This window comes from Streptomyces sp. KL116D (assembly GCF_030766975.1).
GTDB classification, from domain to species: Bacteria; Actinomycetota; Actinomycetes; order Streptomycetales; family Streptomycetaceae; genus Streptomyces; species Streptomyces longispororuber_A.
Window position 1 is genome coordinate 12,849 of record NZ_JASERH010000041.1, and the last position, 21,988, is coordinate 34,836.

Genomic DNA, 21,988 nt, shown 5'->3' on the forward strand with positions numbered 1-21,988 from the left:
GCGCCGGAGCAGCCCGGGCGCTGGCAGGACCGGGCCGATCCGCCGCCCGCCGCCGCCGGCGCCGCGCCGTTCACCGCCGCCGCGTCGGGCTTCAGCCCGCACGTGTCGCAGTACAGCTCGCCGCCCATGTCCTCGTACGACCCCGGACAACCGGGGCGGGTGCACTTGCGTACCTCAGCCACGACTACGACTCCCCCCTCTGTTCCGTGGGCGCGGCCAGCACGTCGGCCGCCGCCCGCTGGTACCGCAGGACCGCCTCCTCCGCCACCCGCAGATCGCAGGGCGCGCTCCACAGCATGCGCCGCGCCGCGTCGTACCGCTCCACGAGGAACGGGTCCTCGGCGAAACCGAGCCTGGCCACCTTCGCCTTGTACGCGTCGAGCCGCCCGCGCAGCTCCGCGCGGACGGCGAGCGGCGCCGTCACGGCCGTCAACGACTCGCGGGCGCGCAGCAGTTCGTCCTCGGCCTTCGACTCCAGGGACTCCAGGAGCGGGGAGAGCCGGTGCCACTGGCCGTGTCTGCGGTAGTCGGCGGCCGCCGCCAGCTGCTCCTGCAGCGCCGTCGGCGGACCCGACACCGCGGGCACCTCCGACGCGGCGATCTTCGCCAGCACCTCACCGCGCGCCGATCTCGCCTCCGCGAGCGTGCGGTCCGCGCGCGAGAGCACGTCCCGCAGCCTGCCGAGGCGGGCCTCCGCGTCCTGCCGCACCGTCAGCACGGCCTCGATCTCCCGCCGCACGTCCTCCAGGGCGCGCGCCTCCCGGTCGTACGCCGTCGTGTCGGGCCGGCCGCCACCGGGCGCCGAACTGCCGTGCGCCCGCTGCCAGTACGCGAGCGGATCCGACACCACCTGCTCCCGCAGCCGGGTCAGCGCGCCGGTGATCTGCTCCAGGTCGTCGCCCGCCGGATGCTCACCGGGGCGCACGCCGACGGAGTGGGCGAGCTGACGGGTGCGGCCCAGCTCGGCGGCGAGCAGGTCGATCCGGGCGGGCAGCGCCGACCACACGACGTCGGCGGCCACCACCATGTCGAGCGACGACGCGTACAGCTCGTTCATCCGCTCCACGAGCGCGGCGAGCGTGAACCGCTCGGACAGCTTCGCGGGACCGGTGATCGACGGCGAACCGCCGCCCGTGCTCGTGACCGGGGCGACCGTGACGCTCTCGCCGCGCAGCAGGTCGGTGAGCTCCACCAGATCGTCCCGGCCCGGCCAGCGGCGCCGCGAGCGCACCTCGCGCGCGGTGCGCAGCGCCGCCGCGTACGCGTCGAAGTACGTCCACAACAGCGTGATCGCCTGCTCGGCCGACGACCAGCGCTCCCGGGTCGTCCCGGTCAGCTGCGCGCCTTCGAGCAGGCGGCGGCCGGCGTGGTCCTGGAGCGCGAGCAGCGACGTCTCGATCGCCTCGTGCTCGGCGCCGAGCCGGGCCAGGGCACGGTCCACCTCGTCCCGGTCCATCACCGGACCAGGGGGTCCCGCGACGCCCATCGATCACCTCTCGCTTTCCCTCAATTGCTCAAGTGCCCGGAAAAAACTCGCTACTTGTACTTCGGCGCGGGCGGCCCGTCGGACGGCCCCAGCGCCGGCTTCAGCCACTTGTCGTAGGACTTCTGCCAGCCGCCGTCCTTGCGGTAGTCCTCGAGGACCTGGTTGACCCGGCGGACCAGGTCGTCGGCGCCCTTCTTCATGGCGACGCCGTAGTACTCCTCGGTGAACGGCTTGCCCTTGAGCTCCACCGTCGGGTCCTGCGCGGCCTGGCTCGCCGCGAGCGCGCCGTCGGTGACCACCGCGTCGACCTCGCCGAGCTGGAGGCGCACCAGGCAGTCCAGCTGGTTCGGCACGGTCGTGGAGATGTCGGTGTTCTGCGGCACCCCGCCCTCGTCGACCGGCTTCTTCTTCGCGTTGCCCAGTTCGAGCTCGGCCGTCGACCCCTTCGCCGTGCAGATCCGCTTGCCGGCGAGCGACGCCCCGTACCCCTTGACGGTCGAGGACTTGGGGGCGAGCACCTGCTGGCCCGTCTGGAAGTACGCGGTGGAGAAGTCGACCTCGTCGAGGCGCTTGCAGCTGATGGTCATCGTGCGCACCACCATGTCGACGTCGCCGCGCTGGATCGCCGGGATGCGCTCGTTCGTCGGGATCGCCTTCAGGCGGATCTTGTCCGGGCTGCCGAGGATCTGGTCCGCGATCTCGTGCGCGAGATCGATGTCAAAACCTTCCAGCTCACTGGTCTTCGACGTGCTGTTGGGGTCGCGGTAGCCCCAGCGGTAGCTGTTCTGGTCGACGCCGACCGAGAGGTAGCCGCGCTTCTTGATGGCCTGCACGGCCGCGCCGCTCTCACTGCCGTCCGGCCGCAGGCTGGCCTCCGGCTCCTTGCCCTCGACCGCGGGGTCGCAGTCCTTGGCGACGGCCTGGAGGCCCTCGGCGACCCCGCCGCCGCCGACCCCGGTGCTGCCGTCGCCCGTCTCCGCGCGCTGCGTCGTCAGGGGGAGCAGCAGCGCGAACACCGCCGTCAGGGCGCAGGCGACCGCCATCGCCGCCACACCGCCCCAGCCGCGCAGACTCACCGTCCGCCCAACCTGTCGGCCGTCCATCTCCGCACCCCCTCTCACCGGTACTCCGAAAGCCTGCGCCCGATGCCGAGCACCGCTCCCGCGGCGGCCAGCACCGCGAGCACCGCCGCGCCGACCGGCAGCCCGGTCATCGCGTCGCGGCCGTCACCGGCGTCGGCGTCGAACTGCGCCTGCTCGTGCGCGAGCGCCGTGTCGAGACTCTGGTCCACCAGATCGAAGCACTCACCCGTCGGCTTGTCCTGCTTCGAGCCGATGATCTTGTCGAGCGCGCCCTGGTAGTCGCCGACGTCGTCCTTGGCGCGGGCGTCCTTGTGGCGGTTGAGCCATTCCTTCATGCTCGCGTCGGCCTTGGTGACGGGCTGCTTGCCCGCCCCGTCGTCGGCGAGCGCGTCCGCCGCCTTCAGCTTGTCCGCCAGCGTGGTCATCTGCTTCTCGAAGTCGACGTTGTACTTGTCCTCGGTCTTGCCCTTCACCTGCACCGTCTCGGCGCCGCGGCTGACCAGCGTCAGGTTCTCGTTCCCCCGCGCCTTCAGGGACGCGATGCTCGCGTCGTGCAGCACGTTCAGCGACCGCACCCCGTGGTCGTACGAGGAGTCGAGCCCGCTGCGCGCCACCGTGTGCCCCACGACCAGCCACAGCAGCACCACGGTCGACGCGGCGGTGGCGGCGAGCAGTCCCTGGTTGAACACCCGGTTCGTACGACGGTAGTTGCGCCGCTGCGCCCACGCGAGACCGCCGATGGCGAGGACTCCGAAGCCGATCGCGATCCACGGGTACGGCGTCGCCGAGTCGTAGTCGTCGCGCAGCCGCTGGTTCTCCTTCGTGTACAGGTCCTCGGCGGCCGGCAGCATCTCGGTCTGCATCTTGTCGTTCGCGTACCGCAGATAGGCGCCGCCCAGCGGGAAGCCCTGCCGGTTGTTCGCCCTGGCGCGCTCGATCAGGCCCTTGTACTGCGGCAGCAGCGTGTTCAGCTTCGCGATCGTCTTCGCGGAGGGGGAGCCCGGGTCGGTGCTGGCCGCGGCCGTCACGAGCTTGCCCGCCGCGGTCCTGATGTTCTTCTCGTACCGGTCCCGTACGGCGGCGGGCTCCTGGCCCCCCGCCAGGAAGCCGCTGGACGCCGCGGTGTTGGCGTCGGCGAGCGACCGGTAGATGTCGGCGGCGTCGGCGCTCAGCGGCTGACTGGAGTGCAGCACGTCGTCCGCGGCGGCCGAGCGGTCCGTCATCTGCCAGGCCGTCGTCGCGCCGAACGCGACGACGAGCAGCGCCAGTACGGCGCCGATGATCCGCAGCCGCCCCGGCTCGGTCGTGGCCCCGGCCTTCAGCCGGTCCACGCCCTCCGCCCAGGCGGTGCGGCGCGGGGCCGCCGGTGCGGCGGGCCGGGCCGGTGGGGTGCCGCCGCGCGTCTGCTGCGGCGGGACCGTCGGCATCGTGGGCACGGCGCCGCGCCCCGGTGGCGCCTCGCTCCCGTTCGGCGGGTATGTCACTCGACCCTCCCCCATGGTCGTACGTCGGCCGCAAGTATCGCTGCCGCGAGGTGCATCCGCACAGACCTTGCTGGATCTTGTGCGCGGGTCCTCCTCTTGAACACGAGTGTCGGGGGTGTTCGGTTCCCGGGTGCGGGTCCGGTGGGGCTTCTCGCGCAGTTCCCCGCGCCCCTGGGCGTCTGCCGTGTGGCGGCCGGTTCTTCGTCTGCGGGTCTCGTCGTGGTTGCTCGCGCAGTTCCCCGCGCCCCTGGAGTATCGACTGCGTCTGCCGGGTCGGGCTTTCGTCGCGGGGTGCGGGTCCGGTGGGGCTTCTCGCGCAGTTCCCCGCGCCCCTGGAATACCGACTGCGTCTGCCGGGCCGGGCTTTCGTCGCGGGGTGCGGGTCCGGTGGGGCTTCTCGCGCAGTTCCCCGCGCCCCTGGAGTATCGACTGCGTCTGCCGGGTCGGGCTTTCGTCGCGGGCTGCGGGTCTCGTCGTGGTTGCTCGCGCAGTTCCCCGCGCCCCTGGAGCATGCGGCTTCGCCGCAGCCCCATCGGGCGCCCCTGGAGATGGCGCACGCAGTGCGCATCTCCAGGGGCGCGGGGAACTGCGCGAGAAGCCCCGCCGGACCGCGGACGAAGGACCGACGCAGCCGCCTACGGCGAGTAGTGGCTCCGCACGCGGGCGTGCACGTCGGGGGAGGCGCCCACCGTGTCCAGACCGAGCAGCGCAGCGCCCAGCACGGGCCGCTCCGCCACCACCCGCACCGCGGCCTTCGGCGCCGCCGTCGCCAGCAACTCACGGATCCGCGAGTCGAGTTGCGGATGCCGCGCCGCCAGCACGCTCCCGCCCAGCAGCACCGGCACCTCCTCCTCCAGCAGGTCGAGCCTGCGCAGCGCCACCGTCGACATCGCCACGACCTCGTCGGCCATCCGGTCGACCAGCGAGCGGGCCACCGGGTCCCCGTCGGCCGCCGTCGCGAAGAGGACCGGCGTGCACTCGTGGCGCCGCTCCGCGGGCACCCGCCCCAGGTGCAGCGCCTCGATCAGGGCGTACATGGAGGACACCCCGAAGTGCGCGGGCAGCGTCCGCATCAGCGCCGTGGGCCCGCCCCGGCCGTCCTCCGCCCGGGCGGCGTACCAGAGGGCCTCCTCCGCCAGGCCCCCGCCACCGCCCCAGTCACCCGAGATCTTGCCGATCGCGGGGAACCGGGCGGTGCGCCCGTCCGGCAGCATGCCGGCGCAGTTGACGCCCGCGCCGCACACCACGGCCACCCCGCGCGGCTCCGCGTCCTCCAGCAGCCCGGCCCGCAGCACCGCGAACGTGTCGTTGCGGACGTCGACGCTCGACGAGGAGGACCATCCGCGGGCCCGCAGCGCATCCGCCAACTCCCGTTCCTCCACCGGGAGATCGGCGTTAGCCAGGCAGGCCGAGACATGCCCGACCGAGTCGACCCCGGCCTGTGCGAAGGCCCGGCCGACCGCGTCCGCCAGCACGTCGACGGCTGCCTCGACGCCCACTCTGGGCGGTTGGAACCCGCCGCCGCGGGCCGCGCCGACGACGGTGCCGTCGGCCGCGACCACCGCGACGTCGGTCTTGCTGTTCCCCGCATCGACGGCAAGGACGGTCATGCCCACGCGAGGTGCTCCCGGTTGTGCGCGATCAGCTGGTCCGTGAGCTGCTCGGCGTACTCGATCTGGCCCACCAGCGGGTGCGCGAGCAGGGCCTTGAAGACGCGGTCGCGGCCGCCGCGCAGGGCGGCCTCCAGGGCCAGGTCCTCGTACGCCGTGACGTTGGCGATCAGGCCCGCGTACAGCGGGTCGAGCTGCGCCACCGGCAGCGGGCGCGCGCCCTTGCCGTCCACGGCGGCCTGCACCTCGATGACGGCGTCGTCGGGCAGGAAGGGCAGCGTGCCGTTGTTGTACGTGTTGACCACCTGGTACGGGGAGCCGCCGGCGCCCAGCAGCGACGCCGCCAGGTCGACCGCGGCCTCGCTGTAGAACGCGCCGCCGCGCTTGGCGAGCAGCTCCGGCTTCTCGTCCAGCGCCGGGTCGCCGTACATCTTCAGCAACTCACGCTCCATCTCGGCCACCTGGGCGGCCCGGGACGGCTTCGTGCGCAGCTCCCTGACGACCGCGTCGTGCTGGTAGTAGTAGCGCAGGTAGTAGGACGGGACCACCCCGAGGCGGTCGACGATCTCCCGCGGCATGTGCAGGTCGTCGGCGACGGCGTCGCCGTGCTCGGCGAGCAGGCGCGGCAGCACGTTCTCGCCGTCCGGCCCGCCGAGGCGGACGCCGAGCTCCCACGTCAGGTGGTTGAGGCCGACGTGGTCCAGGTGCACCTGCGACGGCGTGACGTCGAGCAGCCGGGCGAACTTGCGCTGGAAGCCGATCGCCACGTTGCACAGGCCGACCGCCTTGTGCCCGGCCTGGAGCAGGGCCCGGGTCACGATGCCGACCGGGTTCGTGAAGTCGATGATCCACGCGTCGGGGTTGGCGCGGCGCACGCGCTCGGCGATGTCGAGGACGACGGGGACGGTGCGCAGCGCCTTGGCGAGGCCGCCGGCGCCGGTCGTCTCCTGGCCGACGCAGCCGCAGTCCAGCGGCCACGTCTCGTCCTGGTTGCGGGCGGCCTGTCCGCCCACGCGCAGCTGGAGCAGCACGGCGTCCGCGTCGGCGACGCCCGCGTCCACGTCGGACGTGGTGCGGATGACGCCCGGGTGCCCCTGCTTGGCGAAGATGCGCTGGGCCAGGCCGCCCACCAGTTCCAGGCGGTCGGCGGCCGGGTCGACGAGGACCAGCTCCTCGATCGGCAGGGTGTCCCGCAACCGGGCGAATCCGTCGATGAGTTCGGGTGTGTAGGTCGAGCCTCCGCCGACCACTGCGAGCTTCATAACCGAAATACCGTCCTTAGCCCTTGACCCCGGTGAGGGTGACGCCTTCGACGAAGGCCTTCTGTGCGAAGAAGAAGACGATGCAGACCGGCGCCATCACCAGGAGTGTCGCGGCCATCGTCAGGTTCCAGTTGACGCTGTGCGCCGACTTGAAGGATTCGAGCCCGTAGCTGAGCGTCCAGGACGCCGGGTTCTGGGCCGCGTAGATCTGCGGTCCGAAGTAGTCGTTCCAGCAGTAGAAGAACTGGAACAGCGCGATCGCGGCGATGCCCGGCTTGGCCATCGGGACGACGATCTTCAGCAGGGTGCGCAGCTCGCCGCACCCGTCGACCTTCGCGGACTCGATGTACTCCTTCGGGATCGTCAGCAGGAACTGACGGAGCAGGAAGATCGAGTACGCGTCGCCGAACGCCATCGGGATGATCAGCGGCCACAGCGTCCCGGAGAGGTGGAACTGCTGCGCCCACACCAGGTACATCGGGATCACGATGACCTGCGGCGGCAGCATCATCGTCGAGATGACCAGGAGCATCGCCGTGCGGCGGCCGCGGAAGCGGAACTTGGCGAGGGCGTAGGCGACGGGGACCGCCGAGCAGACCGTGAGGAGCGTGCCGAGCCCCGCGTAGATCAGCGAGTTCTTCCACCAGTCCAGGAAGCCGTCCGTCTCGAAGACGGCCTGGTAGTTCTCCCAGTGCCAGGAGTTCGGCCACAGGTCGCCGCTCATGGCCTGGTCGTCGCTCATCACGGACGTGAGGAAGACGAACACGAAGGGGAGGACGAACAGCAGCGCCACCGCGATGGCGACGCAGTGCACGGCGATCCAGTTCAGGATCCGCTTGCGGCGGGCGCGGGCACCGGCGGGGCCGTCGGCCGCGGGGGCCGGGTCGGCCGCGGCGGGCGCCGGGCGCAGGGTCGTAGTGGTCATGTGGATCAGTCCTCCGCCGCGAGCAGGCCCGAGCGCTTGCGCATGAGCAGCATGGTCACGGCCATCGCGATGGCGAACAGCACGAGCGAAAGGACGCACGCCGCGCCGGTGTTGAAGTTCTGGAAGCCCATCGAGTAGACGAGCTGGGGGACGGTCAGGGTCGAGTGGTCGGGATAGCCGGGCTGGATGACCGAGCCGGGACCGATGGAGACGCCCGACGCGATCTTTCCGGCGACCAGGGCCTGGGTGTAGTACTGCATGGTCTGCACGACACCGGTCACGACGGCGAACATCACGATGGGCGTGATGGACGGCCAGGTCACGTACCGGAACTTGGCGAACGCCCCGGCGCCGTCCAGGTCCGCGGCCTCGTACTGCTCCTTGGGCACGTCGAGGAGCGCGGCCATGAAGATGACCATGAGGTCGCCGATGCCCCACAGGGAGAGCAGCACGAGGGACGGCTTGGCCCAGGTCGGGTCGTTGAACCAGTTCGGGCCGTCGATGCCGATCTTGCTCAGGACCTCGTTGACCGGTCCCGTGCCCGGGTTGAGGAGGAACACGAAGGCGACGGTGGCGGCCACCGGCGGCGCCAGGTACGGCAGGTAGAAGGCGGTGCGGAAGAAGCCGACCCCCGTCTTGATCTTCGTGACCAGCAGGCCGAGGGAGAGTCCGAAGACCACCCGCAGCGCCACCATGACGACGACCAGCCACAGCGTGTTCCACAGGGCGGGGCCGAACAGCGGCATGTCCTGGAACACGTACTTCCAGTTCCGCAGCCCCACGAACGTGGGCGCCTTGATCTGGTTGTAGTGCATGAACGAGAAGTAGACGGTGGCGAGCAGCGGGTACGCGAAGAAGACGCTGAACCCGATCAGCCAGGGGGACAGGAAGCCGAGCGTGCGCAGTCTGCGCCGCGCCGGCCGGGAGAGTGCGATTGCCATGCGCGGGTCCTCAGTTCTGCGACTGCAGGGTGTCGGCGTCGATGAGCTTGTCGAGGCGTTTCAGCCCCGCCTTCAGGTCCGGGACGCGGCCCGCTTCCTGGGTGTAGGAGAAGTCCTGGAGCTGGACGACGTACATGCCGCCGTTCGTCGACGGGGGCATCACCTGGCTGTACTTGTTCTTCGCGATGTCCAGGAAGGTGCGGAACTTCGGGTCGGCGTCCAGCTTCGGCGACGTGAGGGCCGCGTTCGTGGACGGCACGTTGTGGATCGCGTTGGCGAACTTCACGACCTGGTCGGTGTCGGTGGTCAGGAACTTCACCAGCTCCCAGGCCGCGTTCTGGTGCTTGCTGCTGTGCGCGATGCCGGCGACGGTGCCGGTCAGATAGCCGCGCCCGTACGTCTCCGGCTGGTCGTCGGGGACGGGCAGCGGGGCGACGTCCCAGTCGAACTTCGCCTTGGAGTCGTTGAGCATGAGCCCGCGCCACTCACCGTCGAGGTGCATCGCCAGCTTGCCGCTCAGGAAGGCGTTCTGGTTGGACATCTCGTCGCCGAAGGACGTCCGGAACCGCTCCAGGGCGTTGTAGCCGCCCTGCGCGTCCATCAGCTTCTTCGCGGTGTCGAAGAACTGGTAGGTCGCCGGGTCCTTCGCGAGCCGCGACGCCCCGTCCTTGTCGAAGTACGTCGGTCCCCACTGCGCGAAGAGCCGGTCGGGGCTGTTCTGGTAGAGCCGGAAGTTCGGCATGAAGCCGACGCGCTGGTACGAGTTGCCGCTCCTGACCGTGAGCTTCTTGGCGTCGGCGACGAACTCGGACATCGTCTTCGGCGGGTGCGTGATGCCCGCCTCCTCGAAGGCGTCCTTGTTGTAGTACATGCCGAACGCGTCGGCGAGCAGCGGCAGGGCGCACTGGTTGCCCCGGTAGCTGGTGTAGTCGAGCAGCGACTGCGGGAAGACCTTCTTCTTGTCGAGCCCGGTCTTCTTCATGAACGGGTCGAGGTCGGCCCACATGCCGGAGTCGCAGTACTGGCCGACGTTGTTCGTGGTGAAGGACGAGACGACGTCGGGTGCCTCGTCGCCGCCGGCCCGCAGCGCCTGGTTGACGGTGGCGTCGGAGACGTTCCCGACCGACTTCACCTTGATGTTCGGATGGGCCTTCTCGAAGCGGGCGATCGAGTCGTCGATCGCCTTGACCTCGCCCTCCGCCGACCAGCCGTGCCAGAAGGTGATGGTGACCGGCTTCGTCGGATCGTCGGTGGCGCTGCCGGTACTCGGATTGGCACAGCCGGCGAGCAGCAGCCCGGCCGCGGTGAGCAGCACGGGGGCGCGCAGGGGTATACGCCATCGGGGCATGGCGAACGTCCTTTACTGGTACGGGGGTTCGGGGGAGGTCCGGAGAAGGGGTGGCAGAGGGGAGCAGGACGGGAGCAGAACGGGAGCAGAAGGGGTGCGGTCAGGCGCCGCTGGTGTCGAAGACGGTGTCGCGGGCCTGGGTGAGGGCGGTGCGCAGGGCGCCGGTGAGGATGGGGTCGCCGTGGAGCTCGCTGATCCGCAGTTGCGGACGGGGGAGCGCCAGTCCGGTCAGCTCCTCCTCCACGCGCTCGCGCAGCGCGTCGCCGCCCGCCTGGGCCACCTGCCCGGAGAGCACGACGAGTTCGGGGTCGACGACGGCGACGACGGCGGCGAGCCCGGTGGCGAGCCGCCGGGCGATCTCGTCGAGGACCTTCTCGTCGGCCAGCGCCTCGGTCAAGTCCTGTACCCCACCGGCGAGTTGGCGCACGGCAGGGGCGGCGACGATGCTCTGGAAGCCGCCGCCCGCGTCGGTGCGGGCGTGCACGGAGTCGCCGCCCCGGGCCAGCGGAGCGCCGGGCAGCGGCATGTAGCCGATCTCGCCGGCGCCGCCGGTGGCCCCGCGCAGCAGGACGCCGCCGAGCACGATGGCGGCGCCGACCCCCTCGTCCACGTACGCGAGGACGAAGTCGTCGTGGTCCTGGGCGGCGCCTTCGTACTGCTCGGCGAGCGCCGCGAGGTTGACGTCGTTCTCGATGGACACGGGGGTGCCGAGCACTTCCGCGAGCTCGGCGCGCAGGGTCCGCGAGTGCCAGCCCGGCAGATGGGGCGCGTACCGCAGCTGGCCGCTGTGCGGGTCGATGGCGCCCGGCGTGCCGATGACGGTGGCGGTCAGGTCGTCGTGGCCGAGCCCGGCCTGGTGCAGCGCGCCGTCGACGGCCTCGGCGACGAGCTGGGCGGTGCGGTGCCGCACGTCCTCCGCCACGGCGACGGCCTCGATGCGGCGGCGGCCGCGCTCGGCGCCGGTGATGTCGGCGACGACGGCGGTGATGCCGGTCGGGTCGGCGGAGAGGGCGGCGACGTGGCCGGCGTCCGGGTCGATCTCGTACAGCAGGGCGTTCGGTCCCGGCCGGCCGGTCTGGCTGCCCGTGGTCCGCACCAGGCCGGCGCTCTCCAGCCGCCCCAGGATCTGCGAGGTCGTCGGCTTGGAGAGCCCGGTCAGCTCACCGATCCGGGTGCGGGTGAGCGGCCCGTGGGCGACGAGGAGGTCGAGGGCGGCGCGGTCGTTCATGGCGCGCAGCACGCTGGGGGTACCCGGAGTCGTCCCGGCCATGACCTGCCTCCTCGCAAGCACTGTTAGGAAAGTTTCCTATTGGGTGCGAGGAACGTAAGTCGCCCGTGACGGGGGCGTCAATAGGGGACCCCCTCTGGGCAACCAACTCGTTACTTCCGGCCGGTGTGCGCGAGGACCGCGCGGGCGACGACCGCCAGGTCCGGGCGGTGCAGTCCGTGCCCGGCGCCGGTGAGCGGCAGGAACCCGGCCCCCGGAATCCGGTCCGCGAGGGCGGAGCCGTGCTCGACGGGGAACAGGGGGTCGGCGGTGCCGTGGACGACGAGGGTGGGCACGGCGATCGAGGAGAGGGGCCCGCGGCGCCGTCGGCGTCCGTCGCCGCCGTTGCTGTCGCCGTTGCCGTCGTCGTCGGCGAGCAGGTCGTGGTTCTGCACGGCGGGGAAGTCCCGGGCCCGCGCGACGTCCCGGCGGACGAGGTCGCGGGCCGCCGCCTCGTCGAAGGGCCGCGCGGTGCCGGTGAGCACCTGCTCGTAGGCCACGAGGTGGTCGACGACGGAGGCCTCGTCGGTCCAGTCGACCCGCGCGCCGGCGACGAAGCGGCCGAACTCCTCGCTGGGCGGCGGCAGTTCACGCCCCTCGTCGTCCGGCACGGCGGCGGTGGTGCTCATCAGGACGAGCGACAGGACCCGCCCGGGGTGGTCGAGGGCGAGCAGCTGCGCGATCCCGCCGCCGCCCGAGACGCCCATCACGTGCGCGGCGGGGATGCCGTACGCGTCGAGCACACCGGCGGCGTCGTCGACGAGATCGGCGCCGGTGTACCCCGGCCGCCCCACCGGGTACGTCACGGAGCGCCCGGTGTCCCGCTGGTCGTACCGGACGACGAACCGCCCGCCACCGGCGAGCGTCCGGCAGAACCCCTCGTCCCACCAGAGCATGGACGCGCCGTTGCCCATGACGAGCAGGAGCGGCGGGTCGGCCGGATCGCCGAAGGACTCGACGCGGATCCGGACCCCGTTCGCCACGACCGTCCGCTCACCCATCAGCGCACCACCAGCCCTTCCTCACCCGGTGAAGCCGCCCTCGCCGAGCGCCTTCTCGATCTTCGCCCGATGCGCCGCCTCCCACGCGTCGAGCGTCTCGGCGGACTCCGCGGCGAGCTTGGCCCGGGCGTCGGCGACGACCTGGCCGGTGCGGTCCTGCGGGACCACCACGACGCCGTCCTCGTCGGCCACGACCACGTCGCCCGCGCGCACGGTCACCCCGCCGCAGCGCACCGGTTCACCCAGGGGCGTCACCGCCTTCTTCGTACCCGGGATCGGCACGACCCCGCGCCCGAACACCGGGAACCCCGCCGCGCGCACCTCGCCGATGTCCCGGATCACCCCGTCGAGCACGAACCCGGCGACCCCGCGCCGCTGGGCCACCGCGCACACGTTGCCCCCGGCGAGCGCGAAGTCGACGTCGCCGGACTCGACGACGATCACCGAGCCGGCCGGGGCACGGTGGATCGCGGCGTGCAGCATCAGGTTGTCGCCGGGCGCGCAGCGGACCGTGAAGGCGGGCCCCGCGAGGTGCGGGACCGGCGCCCACAGCGAGCGGACACCGAGCTCCATGACCTGCGCCCGGCCCAGGAGGTCGGCGAGGGTCGTCGTGGGGATGTCGTCGAAGGTCATCCCCCGATGCTACGGACGGATACGGCGAACGCCGGTCGGCGCCCGGCACGGCATGACCAACGGCCCTACGCCCGGCCTCCGTTGGTGGCCTTGTCGAGCCCGTCGAGCCGTTCGCGCTGGGCGGGGGTCAGGTCGAGGCCGGCCGCCGCGACGTTCTCCTCCAGGTGGCCGAGGTGGGCGGTGCCGGGGATCGGGAGGACGGCGGGGGAGTGGGCGAGGAGCCAGGCGAGGGCCACCTGGGTGGGGGTGGCGTCCAGTTCGGCGGCCACGGCGGCGACCTCGGCCCGCGCCCCCGAGTCCCCCCAGGCGACCGTGCGCCAGGGCAGGAACGCGATGCCGGCCGCCGTGCAGACGTCGAGTACCGGTTCGTGCTCGCGGTCGAGGAGGTTGTAGCGGTTCTGCACGCTCGCCACGTCGACCAGTTTCCGCGCCTCCGCCAGCTCGTCGACCGTCACCTCGGACAGCCCGATCCGGCCGACCTTGCCCTCGGTCCGCAGTTCCCGCAGCGTGCCGAGCTGGTCGGCGAGCGGGGTGTTCGGGTCGATCCGGTGCAGCTGGAGCAGTTCGATGCGCTCGACGCGGAGCCGGCGCAGCGCCTGATCGACCTGGTCGCGCAGTACCTCCGGCCGCCCGTCCCGCTCCCACTCGCCGGACCCGGCCGAGCGGGCGATGCCGACCTTGGTGGTGATCAACAGCCCGTCCGGGTACGGGTGGAGGGCCTCGGCGAGGAGTTCCTCGTTGGCCCCGCCGCCCCCGTACATGTGCGCGGTGTCGATCAGGGTGACGCCCAGCTCGACCGCGCGCCGCGCCACCGCGACGGCGGACGCACGGGCCTCTTCCGGTTCGGTCGGCAGGTGCATCGCGCCGAACCCGAGCCGGCCCACCTCCAGGTCCCCACCGATCGCGAACGTGGTCCGTGTCATCGCGGTCCTCAGCCCTTTCGTGACAGGAGTCACGCCGGTGGCCGCCCGCGCACCCGCGCGGGCGGCCACCGGACGTGCCGGTCCGATACGCAAAGACCCGGATCGAAGATCAGGCGGAGACGCCTTCGATCCGGGCCAGTGCCTCGTCCGCGCCGAACGGCTGCAAGTAGGGCAGCCAGCGCGGGTCCCTATGTCCGGTCCCGATGATGCGCCAGGCCAGGCCCGACGGCGGAGCCGGTTTGTGGCGCAGTCGCCAGCCGATCTCCACCAGGTGGCGGTCGGCCTTCGTGTGGTTGCAGCGGCGGCACGACGCCACCACGTTGTCCCAGACGTGCTGACCCCCGCGGCTGCGCGGGATGACGTGGTCGACGCTGGTTGCGACGCCACCGCAGTACATGCACCGGCCGCCGTCACGGGCGAACAGCGCACGCCGGGTCAGTGGAACGGGCCCCCGGTAAGGGACCCGGACGAACCGCTTGAGGCGGACCACGCTGGGTGCGGGGACGGTACGTGTCGCGCTGTGCATGAAGGCGCCGGACTCCTCGAGGCACGTGGCCTTGTTCTCGAGGACGAGTACGAGCGCGCGGCGGAGCGGTACGACGCCGAGGGGCTCGTACGACGCGTTGAGGACCAGGACATGCGGCACGGAATGCCTCCTTGTACGCCGGCGGCGCGTGGCTCGCGCCGGGACGATCTCGTAGTCAGTCTCCCCTCATGGCTGGTCATGGCGCCACCATGTCCGCGTAACGGCCTTGAAGTGTTTTCGACCACATCTCCTTCTTGCCCCGCGGCGAGCCGGGCGAGACCCAGGTGGGCACGGGGTGAGCACGGTCTCTCCTGCGAATGTGACAACGATCCACACACGATGCCCCGTTAGTGTGGTGGGCCTGCCCGCGCTGACCCCGAGCCGCGTCCCCCCGAGGCGGGCAGATGGCTACGCCTGGAGGTACCTGCCGTGATCTTGTCCGTCCTGTCGGCTGCCGGCGGCAATGAACAGCCCACACTCAAGGACGCCCAGGAGCAGGCCGGTCAGGCCGCCAGCTGGGTCGAGCAGAACTGGTCGACCTGGCTGGGCATCGGTCTGCGGATCGTCCTGATCGTCGTCATCGCCGCCGTGCTGCGCGTCGCCATCCGGCGGGCGATCACCAAGCTGATCGAGCGCATGAACCGCACCGTGCAGGCCGTCGACGGCACCGCGCTCGGCGGCCTGCTGGTCAACGTGGAGCGGCGCAGGCAGCGCTCGCACGCCATCGGCAGCGTGCTGCGCTCGGTGGCGTCGTTCGTGATCCTCGGCACGGCCGCGCTGATGATCCTCGGCACGTTCGAGATCAATCTGGCGCCGCTGCTGGCCTCGGCCGGTGTCGCCGGTGTCGCGATCGGCTTCGGCGCCCGCAACCTCGTCACGGACTTCCTGTCCGGCGTCTTCATGATCCTGGAGGACCAGTACGGCGTCGGCGACACCATCGACGCGGGCGTCGCCTCCGGCGAGGTCATCGAGGTCGGGCTGCGCGTCACCAAGCTGCGCGGCGACAACGGCGAGATCTGGTACGTGCGCAACGGCGAGGTCAAGCGGATCGGCAACCTGTCCCAGGGCTGGGCCACCGCCGGCGTCGACGTCACCGTCCGCTCGGACGAGGACCTCGACAAGGTGAAGGCCGTGCTCGCCGAGGCCGGCGAGGCCATGAGCAAGGCCGAGCCGTGGAACGAGATGCTGTGGGGCCCGGTCGAGGTGCTCGGCCTGGACAGCGTGCTGCTCGACTCGATGGTGGTGCGAGTCACCGCCAAGACCATGCCGGGCAAGGCCCTGACCGTCGAGCGCGAGCTGCGCTGGCGCATCAAGCGGGCCTTCGACGAGGCCGGCATCCGGATCGTCGGCGGGCTGCCCGCCCAGGCGGAGGCCGAGGCCGCCGCGGACCCGACGGCCGGCATGTCGGCGCCGTCCGCGTACGCGTCGACGACGTCACCGCAGTCGCTGGCCGCATCGCCGATACCGCCGGCGAACCTGTCGAAGTAGAGCCGTCCGGCAGCTACGACAGCGGGGGCGCGGGAGATCTTCTCCCGCGCCCCCGCTCTCGTACGCCCGAGGCCGTCAGGCCACCCGCAGCCGGTCCGGCCGGGCCGAGCGGTGCAGCAGCGGCAGGGCCGTCGCCGCCGCCAGCAGGCAGGTCGCGTAGACGAGGACCGGGACCAGGAGCGGCAGCACGACCGGGACGGGCCGGTTCAGGGCGATCGCGTACGCGGCGTGGATCACCGTCCCGCCCGCCGTCGCCAGGACCAGGGCGGGGGCCAGCGGCAGCGCCGTCTCCAGGAGCAGCGTGCGGGACAGGACCCGGCGCGGCACCCCGGCGGCGGACTGCGCGGCGAGCGCCCGGCGCCGCGAGGACAGCGACTCGGCGGTGCCCACGGCCAGCCCGGCCAGGCTGATCAGCAGGGCGATCCCGATGGCCGCGGCGGTCAGGCCGAGGCCGAAGGTGTAGTACGCGATGGACTCGCCCATCGTCCCGCGGCGCTGCTGCTCGTGCAGTCCGTCGACGAGGGTCTGGCCGATGCCGGCGGTGGCGACGCCGACCACCGTGACGAGGACGACCGCCGCGTGGCTGCGGGACGCCGCCCACGGGTCCGCCTGGAGGCGGTGCGCCGCGATGAGCACGTCGGCCCGCTCGGCGCGTGCGGCCAGCCGCCGCCCGATCGCCTTCGCCGACGCCCCGGCGACCCAGATGGCGCCCGTGCCGGTCAGCACCACGGTGCCGAGGATGGACATCGGCAGGGCCGCGCTGCCCGACCGGGAGCCCTGCGTCATGATCAGGACCGCCCCGACGACGACCACCAGCGCCGGCAGCAGCAGCCCCGCGAGCACCCCGGGCCCGCGCCCCGGCCGCTCCCGCCGCACGTGCCCGAGCGGCGAGGCGATGACCCGGCGCAGCGCCAGCGCGCTCACCAGGACGCCGAGCACCGGGACCGCCAGGGCCACCACCGCGGCCCCCAGCCAGGCGAGCGGGTCCGCCGCCCGGTCCAGGCTCAGCGCGGCCAGCGCGAACACGGCGTACCCGGCGGCCGCGCCCACCAGACAGGCGAGCCCCGCCTCCAGGGCCGCGATCCGCCGCACCCGCTTCGGCCCGGCCCCCGAGAGCCGCAGGGCCGCGAGTCGCCGGTCCCGGTGGACGGCGCCGATCCGGGCGCACTGGCCGAGGAAGCCGAGCACCGGGACCAGCAGCAGGAGCAGCCCGGCGACGATGCCCTGCCGGGTCCCCGGCTGGTCCAGCAGGCCGTACCCGTACGGGAACGCGACCTGCCCGCGCAGGCTCGTCAGCGCCACCGCCGCCGTCGCGAACCCGGTCGCCCCGGCCGCCCCCACGGCGGTCAGGGCGGCCCTGCGCCGCTCCAGCCGGTCGGCGCCGCGGGTGAGCAGCCAGGCGAGCCGCAGGTCGGAGGAGAGGCTCACCGGTCCACCGCCGCCATGGCCACGGAGGTCTCCTGCACCACCCCGTCCTGCAGGCACACCTCCCGGTCCGCGTACGCCGCCACCTGCGCCTCGTGCGTCACCAGGACCACCGCCGTGTGCGTCTCGCGCGTGGTGTGGACCAGGGAGGTGAGGACCTGCTCGGTGGCGAGGGAGTCGAGGGCGCCGGTCGGCTCGTCGGCGAAGACGACCTGCGGCTCGGTCACCAGGGCGCGGGCGAGCGCGACCCGCTGGTTCTGCCCGCCGCTCAGCTCGCCGGGCCGCAGCTCGCGCCCGCCGCGCACCCCGAACCGCTCCAGCCACGCGTCGGCCTCCGTCCGGGCCGCCGTACGCGACCGGCCGGCGAGCAGCAGCGGCAGGGCGACGTTGTCCAGGGCGCTCAGCTCCGGGATGAGCTGGCCGAACTGGAAGACGACCCCGAAGTCGGTGCGGCGCAGCTCGCTCAGCCGCTCCTCGTCGAGTGCGCCGAGCCGGTCGCCCCGGTACATCACCGAGCCCTCGTCGGGGCGCACGATGCCGGCCAGGCAGTGCAGCAGCGTCGACTTGCCGCTGCCGCTCGCGCCCGTCACGGCGAGGATCTCGCCGGGGCGGACGTCGACGCGGGCGCCGCGGAGCGCGGGCGTCCTGCCGTAGGACTTGGTGAGCCCTTCGGCGGTCAGGAGTGTGCTCATGCTGCGGTGACCTCCGCGGTCAGGGTGGTGAGCCGGGCTGCGGTGGTGGTCATCCAGCGCAGATCGGCGTCGAGGTGGACGAGGGCGTAGTCGGCGGAGAGGACGGTGGTGAGGTCGGCGCCCGGATCGCTCTTCACCGCGGTGAGTTCGCGCATCCGGGCCATGTGCGCGGCCCGCTGGGCCAGCAGGTGCGCGGCGGGGTCCGCACCCTGGTCGGCGACCAGGATGGAGACGACGACCTTGGCGAAGATCTCGTTGGCGACGTGCGGTGCGGGCGGGGTGATCTCCCCGGCCCAGCCGAGGAGTTCGACCGTCCCGTCGGCGGTGGCCCGGTACAGGGTGCGCTCGGGGCCGCCGTCGGAGTCCGTGCCGTCGACCTCCACCAGTCCGTCGCGGACCAGGCGCTGCAGGGTCGTGTAGACCTGCGCGTAGGCGAGGGGGCGGGCCTGCGGGAACCGTTCGTCGTGCCGGCGCTTGAGGTCGTAGCCGTGGCGCGGACCGGCGGCGAGCAGTCCCAGCAGGACGTGGCGGGTGCTCATGGCGATCATTATGTACCGCGTATATGTACTGAGTACATAGCGACGAGCGCGGCGGGACAAGTGAGGGAATGGATTCCGGTTCTGCTTGCGGTCAGCTCACTCCGCGGCTGACTCCGCGGCTCAATCCGCGACTGCGTATGCCTCCACCGAGAACAGCGAGATCCCGTACTCGGTCGCCCGCTCGTCGCCGACGACCCGGACGAACGTCACGTCCTTCGCGTCCATCCGCACCGACTCGCGCCCGCCGTGCCCGTCCCGCACGGTCGCCGCCGTGCGCCAGGTGCGGCCGTCGGCGGAGGTCTGGACGCGGTAGCCCTTCGCGTACGCGTCCTGCCAGTGCAGCACCACCTGACCGAGCCTGACCGGCTCCGCCAGCTCGACCTGCCACCACTCGCCGTCCTTCGCGGGCGAGGACCAACGGGTCGAGGCGTCACCGTCGTTGGCGTCGGCGGCCGGGAAGTCCGCCGTCTCGTCGGCCGACGCGGACGCCGTGCCGGAGCGGGCGAGGTCGGGGCCCGCGGTGCGCGGATAGGCGCGCACCGACACCGCCCGGGTCTCGTCGCCGAACGACACCGGGATCTCGTACGTCCCCGCGGGCGTGTCCTTGGGGACGGTCACCTCGACCGGCACGTCCACCCGTGTGCCGCGCGGCAGTTCGGACTCCGCGGGCACCTCGACCCGGATCCCGTGCGGGGCCTTCGCCGTGAGCTTCCCGCGCACGGCGCCGGGGCGCTGCGACGTGAGCCGGGCCGTCACCCGCTGCGCGCCGCCGCCGATCTCCGCGTCGGCCTCGGTGCGGGCCAGGGCGAGGGAGGCGGCGGGGGAGTCCGCGTACCAGGGCACGACGTGGCCGACCGCGCCGGCGGCGGCGCCCGTGACGCGCACCGCGTCCGCCCGGACGCCCTTCGCGGACAGCTCCGTGAAGCCGCCGTCCGTGAGGCCGCCGATGCGCCGCCAGCCCTGTCCCGGCACCCGCGCCTCGACCGTGCCCCGGGTGCCCGGGTCGGCGAGGACGGTGACCGTGGACAGGGTGCGGGTGCGCGGGAGTTCGGCCTCGGCGCCCCGCGCGCTGTCCGCCCGGTCGGTGCCGGACCACGCCGCGAACGCCTGCTGCGCCTTCGTCAGGAACGGGTCGAGCACCCCGGCCCCGACCGTGACCTGCCGCCTCTTCAGGTCGGCTCGCAGCCCCTCCAGACGGCGGGCGGCCGTCCACGCCGCCGTGCTGTCGTCGCGGGCCGCCGCGGCCAGCATGTCGACGGCCGCCTCGCCCGCCTCGCCGTAGCGCCCCAGCTTCTCGCTCCAGGGCCGCACCTCGGCGTCGAGACCGGTGTCGTCGAGCGCGCCCGGCGTCCGGCGCATCACGGTGAACGCGTCCCGCAGCGCCGCGGCGGTCTTCGTGGTCCGCTTCGCGTCCGTCGTCGTGCGCGCCTGCCAGAACGCCGAGATCAGCGGCTTCAGGTACGCCGACTCGTCGGCGCCGAGGACCGAGGACGCGTCGTTGCCCGCGAGGGCGCCGATGGCCCGCTCCGTGTCCTCGTCGCCGCCCGCCAGATCGTCGATCGCCGCCTTCCACGACTCCTGGGGGCGGTAGTCGCGCGGGTTCCACGCGTAGTCCGCCGCCGTGAACAGCGGGATGCGGGACGCCGTCGGCTGGGCCATCGCGTTGGCGAGCAGTGCCGCCGAGCCGGACGCCACGGCGGGCTCGCGGCCGGTGTACGGACCGAGGAAGATACGGTCCTGCGCGTAGTCGTTGACCGGGTAGTTGTCCATCGTGAGCAGCCGGTGCGCCGAGCCGGACGAGCCGAACGCGGCGCGGGCGTCGGCCAGTTCACCGCCCGTGATGGTGCGCGGCACGACGCCGACCCCGGTCCAGGCGACCTGCACCGCGTCGTCGAGACCGCGCGCGAGCGCCGTGCGGTACTCGGTCTTCCCGTCCTGGTAGTACTCGGTCGGCATCAGCGACAGCGGCCCGGCGCCCGGGTGCCGGGCGGCGAGGTGCGCGGCCACCGCGTTCGCCACCTTCGCCTGCGCCTTTGCGGCCGCCTCCGGCCCCGACCCGAACTCCTCGGCGTCGGCCGAGCAGTGCCACTCGCTGTACGACACGTCCTGGAACTGCAGCTGGAACGCCCGCACGCCCAGCGCCCACATGGCGTCCAGCTTGCGGGTGAGGGCCTTGAGGTCGGCGTCGGACGACATGCACATCGCCTGGCCGGGCGCGACGGCCCAGCCCAGCGTCACGTGGTTGGCGCGGGCCCGCGCCGCCAGCTCGCGGAAGTCGGCGCGCTGCGCCGCCGGGTACGTCTCGCGCCAGCGGGCCTGGCGGTACAGGTCGTCGCCGGGCGCGTAGAGATAGCGGTTCTGCTTGGTGCGGCCCATGAAGTCCAGCTGGGCGAGCCGCTGTTCGGTCGTCCACGGCGTCCCGTAGAAGCCCTCGGTGAGCCCGCGCACCGTCGTGCCCGGCCAGTCCCGCACCACGGCCCCGGCGACGGTCCGCCCGCTGACGAGCTGACGGAACGTCTGCACGGCGTGGAACAGGCCGTCGTCCCCGATGCCCTCCATGGCGACGAGGGGCCGCCCGGCCGCGTACCCGACGGCGAGCCGGTAGCCGCCCGACGGCAGATCGCGGCGGGCGGTCGCGCCGAGCCCGCGCAGCGCCGTGTCCAGCGAACCGGCCGCGTTGCCGCGCGACTCGGTGCGGTAGTCGCTCGCGCCGGACGACGCCGACTCGGGCGTCGCGGAGCCCGTGCGCACGACGAGCCCGGACCCGGCCGGGATCGCGGCCTCGTCGTCGACCTGCCGGATCTCCCGCGCCCCCGCGGACCGCAGCACGGTGCGCAGCGCCTGAGCCGCGTACGGGTCGGTGCCCGGCGGCACCACGAGCACCACGTCGTCCGGCACGGTCACGTCGTTCGCCGCGGCCTTCAGCGACTGCGGCCGCGGCCACACCGACGGCAGTCCCTCGTCCGACGTCAGGTCGCCCGACGAGGTGCCCGGCGCCGGCGGGGCGGCCAGTGCTCCGCTCGCGCCGCCCAGCGTCCCCGCGATGACGGCGACCGCGACGGCGGCCGCCCTCTTCCTGCGCCGGAGCTGCACGGCGTACTCCTCACGGATCAACGATCAGCGATCGACTCAGAGATCAACAAAGAGACGAGTGTCCCAGAGTGGCTACCGAGCCCACCATTCACCGGGGCGGAGTGTCAACGCCCGTGGCCGTTGTGCCGCAATTGCCCTGTCGGGCGTGGTGAGGCGGGTGAAGTTCTTCCGGTTCCCCCGGCCCTCTGGCCAAGTTCCTTTCGTCGTACACAATGTGACCAGCAACACGTTGAGCGCCAAGACAGGTCTGCGACCGCGTCCTC

The 21,988-nt window shown here is 72.6% G+C and carries 18 protein-coding genes and 1 CRISPR repeat array; of the genes, 1 reads left to right on the forward strand and 17 read right to left on the reverse strand.

Annotated elements, in window-relative coordinates:
• Positions 1–184: 184 nt before the first annotated feature.
• The 13 genes from RBJ77_RS16775 to RBJ77_RS16835 all read right to left on the reverse strand — a co-directional run bounded on the left by RBJ77_RS16775 (position 185) and on the right by RBJ77_RS16835 (position 14,608).
• Positions 185–1,486 carry a hypothetical protein gene (locus RBJ77_RS16775; protein ID WP_372345775.1) on the reverse strand — a complete coding sequence of 434 codons (1,302 nt, stop codon included), beginning with the start codon at positions 1,484–1,486 and terminating at the stop codon, positions 185–187.
• Between the two features lie 50 nt (positions 1,487–1,536).
• Positions 1,537–2,589, reverse strand: a complete 1,053-nt coding sequence (locus RBJ77_RS16780) for a glutamate ABC transporter substrate-binding protein (RefSeq protein ID WP_372345776.1) — start codon at positions 2,587–2,589, stop codon at positions 1,537–1,539.
• A gap of 14 nt (positions 2,590–2,603) precedes the next feature.
• The gene (locus RBJ77_RS16785; protein WP_372345777.1) at positions 2,604–4,052 is read right to left on the reverse strand and encodes a hypothetical protein; all 1,449 of its coding nucleotides are present in this window, start codon (positions 4,050–4,052) and stop codon (positions 2,604–2,606) included.
• Between the two features lie 150 nt (positions 4,053–4,202).
• Positions 4,203–4,560: direct repeats of the CRISPR family, unit length 26 nt; unit sequence CTCGCGCAGTTCCCCGCGCCCCTGGA.
• A gap of 127 nt (positions 4,561–4,687) precedes the next feature.
• The gene (locus tag RBJ77_RS16790) at positions 4,688–5,668 is read right to left on the reverse strand and encodes an N-acetylglucosamine kinase (protein WP_372345778.1); all 981 of its coding nucleotides are present in this window, start codon (positions 5,666–5,668) and stop codon (positions 4,688–4,690) included.
• Positions 5,659–6,924: a 6-phospho-beta-glucosidase gene (locus RBJ77_RS16795; RefSeq protein ID WP_372345779.1), complete on the reverse strand. Its 1,266-nt coding sequence runs from the start codon at positions 6,922–6,924 to the stop codon at positions 5,659–5,661. The genes RBJ77_RS16790 and RBJ77_RS16795 overlap by 10 nt, the downstream gene beginning before the upstream one ends.
• 16 nt (positions 6,925–6,940) lie before the next feature.
• Positions 6,941–7,849: a carbohydrate ABC transporter permease gene (locus RBJ77_RS16800; RefSeq protein ID WP_372345780.1), complete on the reverse strand. Its 909-nt coding sequence runs from the start codon at positions 7,847–7,849 to the stop codon at positions 6,941–6,943.
• Positions 7,850–7,854: 5 nt separating this feature from the next.
• Complete coding sequence (locus RBJ77_RS16805; RefSeq protein ID WP_372345781.1) at positions 7,855–8,790, reverse strand: carbohydrate ABC transporter permease; 936 nt, start codon at positions 8,788–8,790, stop codon at positions 7,855–7,857.
• A 10-nt stretch (positions 8,791–8,800) separates the two neighbouring features.
• Positions 8,801–10,138, reverse strand: coding sequence for an ABC transporter substrate-binding protein (locus RBJ77_RS16810; protein ID WP_372345782.1), 1,338 nt, complete (start codon positions 10,136–10,138; stop codon positions 8,801–8,803).
• Positions 10,139–10,238: 100 nt separating this feature from the next.
• Positions 10,239–11,408, reverse strand: coding sequence for an ROK family protein (locus tag RBJ77_RS16815; RefSeq protein ID WP_372345783.1), 1,170 nt, complete (start codon positions 11,406–11,408; stop codon positions 10,239–10,241).
• 110 nt (positions 11,409–11,518) lie between these two features.
• Entirely contained in the window at positions 11,519–12,406 is an 888-nt protein-coding gene (locus tag RBJ77_RS16820; protein WP_372345784.1) for an alpha/beta fold hydrolase, read from the reverse strand.
• A gap of 21 nt (positions 12,407–12,427) precedes the next feature.
• Positions 12,428–13,039 (reverse strand): RraA family protein, encoded by a 612-nt coding sequence (locus RBJ77_RS16825; RefSeq protein WP_372345785.1) that lies wholly within the window; start codon positions 13,037–13,039, stop codon positions 12,428–12,430.
• Positions 13,040–13,104: 65 nt separating this feature from the next.
• Entirely contained in the window at positions 13,105–13,962 is an 858-nt protein-coding gene (locus RBJ77_RS16830; RefSeq protein ID WP_372345786.1) for an aldo/keto reductase, read from the reverse strand.
• A 109-nt stretch (positions 13,963–14,071) separates the two neighbouring features.
• The gene (locus tag RBJ77_RS16835) at positions 14,072–14,608 is read right to left on the reverse strand and encodes an HNH endonuclease (protein WP_018531511.1); all 537 of its coding nucleotides are present in this window, start codon (positions 14,606–14,608) and stop codon (positions 14,072–14,074) included.
• A 294-nt stretch (positions 14,609–14,902) separates the two neighbouring features.
• Here RBJ77_RS16835 and RBJ77_RS16840 point away from each other — a divergent pair, with 294 nt between their 5' ends.
• Complete coding sequence (locus RBJ77_RS16840; protein ID WP_372345843.1) at positions 14,903–15,976, forward strand: mechanosensitive ion channel family protein; 1,074 nt, start codon at positions 14,903–14,905, stop codon at positions 15,974–15,976.
• A gap of 75 nt (positions 15,977–16,051) precedes the next feature.
• On the opposite strand, the gene RBJ77_RS16845 is transcribed toward RBJ77_RS16840, so the two are convergent.
• From RBJ77_RS16845 to RBJ77_RS16860, 4 genes are all read right to left on the reverse strand, one after another.
• The gene (locus RBJ77_RS16845; RefSeq protein ID WP_372345787.1) at positions 16,052–17,404 is read right to left on the reverse strand and encodes an FtsX-like permease family protein; all 1,353 of its coding nucleotides are present in this window, start codon (positions 17,402–17,404) and stop codon (positions 16,052–16,054) included.
• Positions 17,401–18,093: an ABC transporter ATP-binding protein gene (locus RBJ77_RS16850; protein WP_372345788.1), complete on the reverse strand. Its 693-nt coding sequence runs from the start codon at positions 18,091–18,093 to the stop codon at positions 17,401–17,403. The genes RBJ77_RS16845 and RBJ77_RS16850 overlap by 4 nt, the downstream gene beginning before the upstream one ends.
• Complete coding sequence (locus RBJ77_RS16855; RefSeq protein WP_372345789.1) at positions 18,090–18,632, reverse strand: PadR family transcriptional regulator; 543 nt, start codon at positions 18,630–18,632, stop codon at positions 18,090–18,092. The genes RBJ77_RS16850 and RBJ77_RS16855 overlap by 4 nt, the downstream gene beginning before the upstream one ends.
• 120 nt (positions 18,633–18,752) lie before the next feature.
• Positions 18,753–21,725: a beta-N-acetylglucosaminidase domain-containing protein gene (locus RBJ77_RS16860; RefSeq protein ID WP_372345790.1), complete on the reverse strand. Its 2,973-nt coding sequence runs from the start codon at positions 21,723–21,725 to the stop codon at positions 18,753–18,755.
• Positions 21,726–21,988 lie beyond the last annotated feature (263 nt).

Bases quoted from the DNA above. Each gene is read 5' to 3' on its own strand.
- RBJ77_RS16775 (WP_372345775.1), bottom strand. From the start codon at position 1,486: ATGGGCGTCGCGGGACCCCCTGGTCCGGTGATGGACCGGGACGAGGTG.
- RBJ77_RS16780 (WP_372345776.1), bottom strand. From the start codon at position 2,589: ATGGACGGCCGACAGGTTGGGCGGACGGTGAGTCTGCGCGGCTGGGGC.
- RBJ77_RS16795 (WP_372345779.1), bottom strand. From the start codon at position 6,924: ATGAAGCTCGCAGTGGTCGGCGGAGGCTCGACCTACACACCCGAACTC.
- RBJ77_RS16800 (WP_372345780.1), bottom strand. From the start codon at position 7,849: ATGACCACTACGACCCTGCGCCCGGCGCCCGCCGCGGCCGACCCGGCC.
- RBJ77_RS16805 (WP_372345781.1), bottom strand. From the start codon at position 8,790: ATGGCAATCGCACTCTCCCGGCCGGCGCGGCGCAGACTGCGCACGCTC.
- RBJ77_RS16810 (WP_372345782.1), bottom strand. From the start codon at position 10,138: ATGCCCCGATGGCGTATACCCCTGCGCGCCCCCGTGCTGCTCACCGCG.
- RBJ77_RS16815 (WP_372345783.1), bottom strand. From the start codon at position 11,408: ATGGCCGGGACGACTCCGGGTACCCCCAGCGTGCTGCGCGCCATGAAC.
- RBJ77_RS16820 (WP_372345784.1), bottom strand. From the start codon at position 12,406: ATGGGTGAGCGGACGGTCGTGGCGAACGGGGTCCGGATCCGCGTCGAG.
- RBJ77_RS16825 (WP_372345785.1), bottom strand. From the start codon at position 13,039: ATGACCTTCGACGACATCCCCACGACGACCCTCGCCGACCTCCTGGGC.
- RBJ77_RS16830 (WP_372345786.1), bottom strand. From the start codon at position 13,962: ATGACACGGACCACGTTCGCGATCGGTGGGGACCTGGAGGTGGGCCGG.
- RBJ77_RS16850 (WP_372345788.1), bottom strand. From the start codon at position 18,093: ATGAGCACACTCCTGACCGCCGAAGGGCTCACCAAGTCCTACGGCAGG.
- RBJ77_RS16855 (WP_372345789.1), bottom strand. From the start codon at position 18,632: ATGAGCACCCGCCACGTCCTGCTGGGACTGCTCGCCGCCGGTCCGCGC.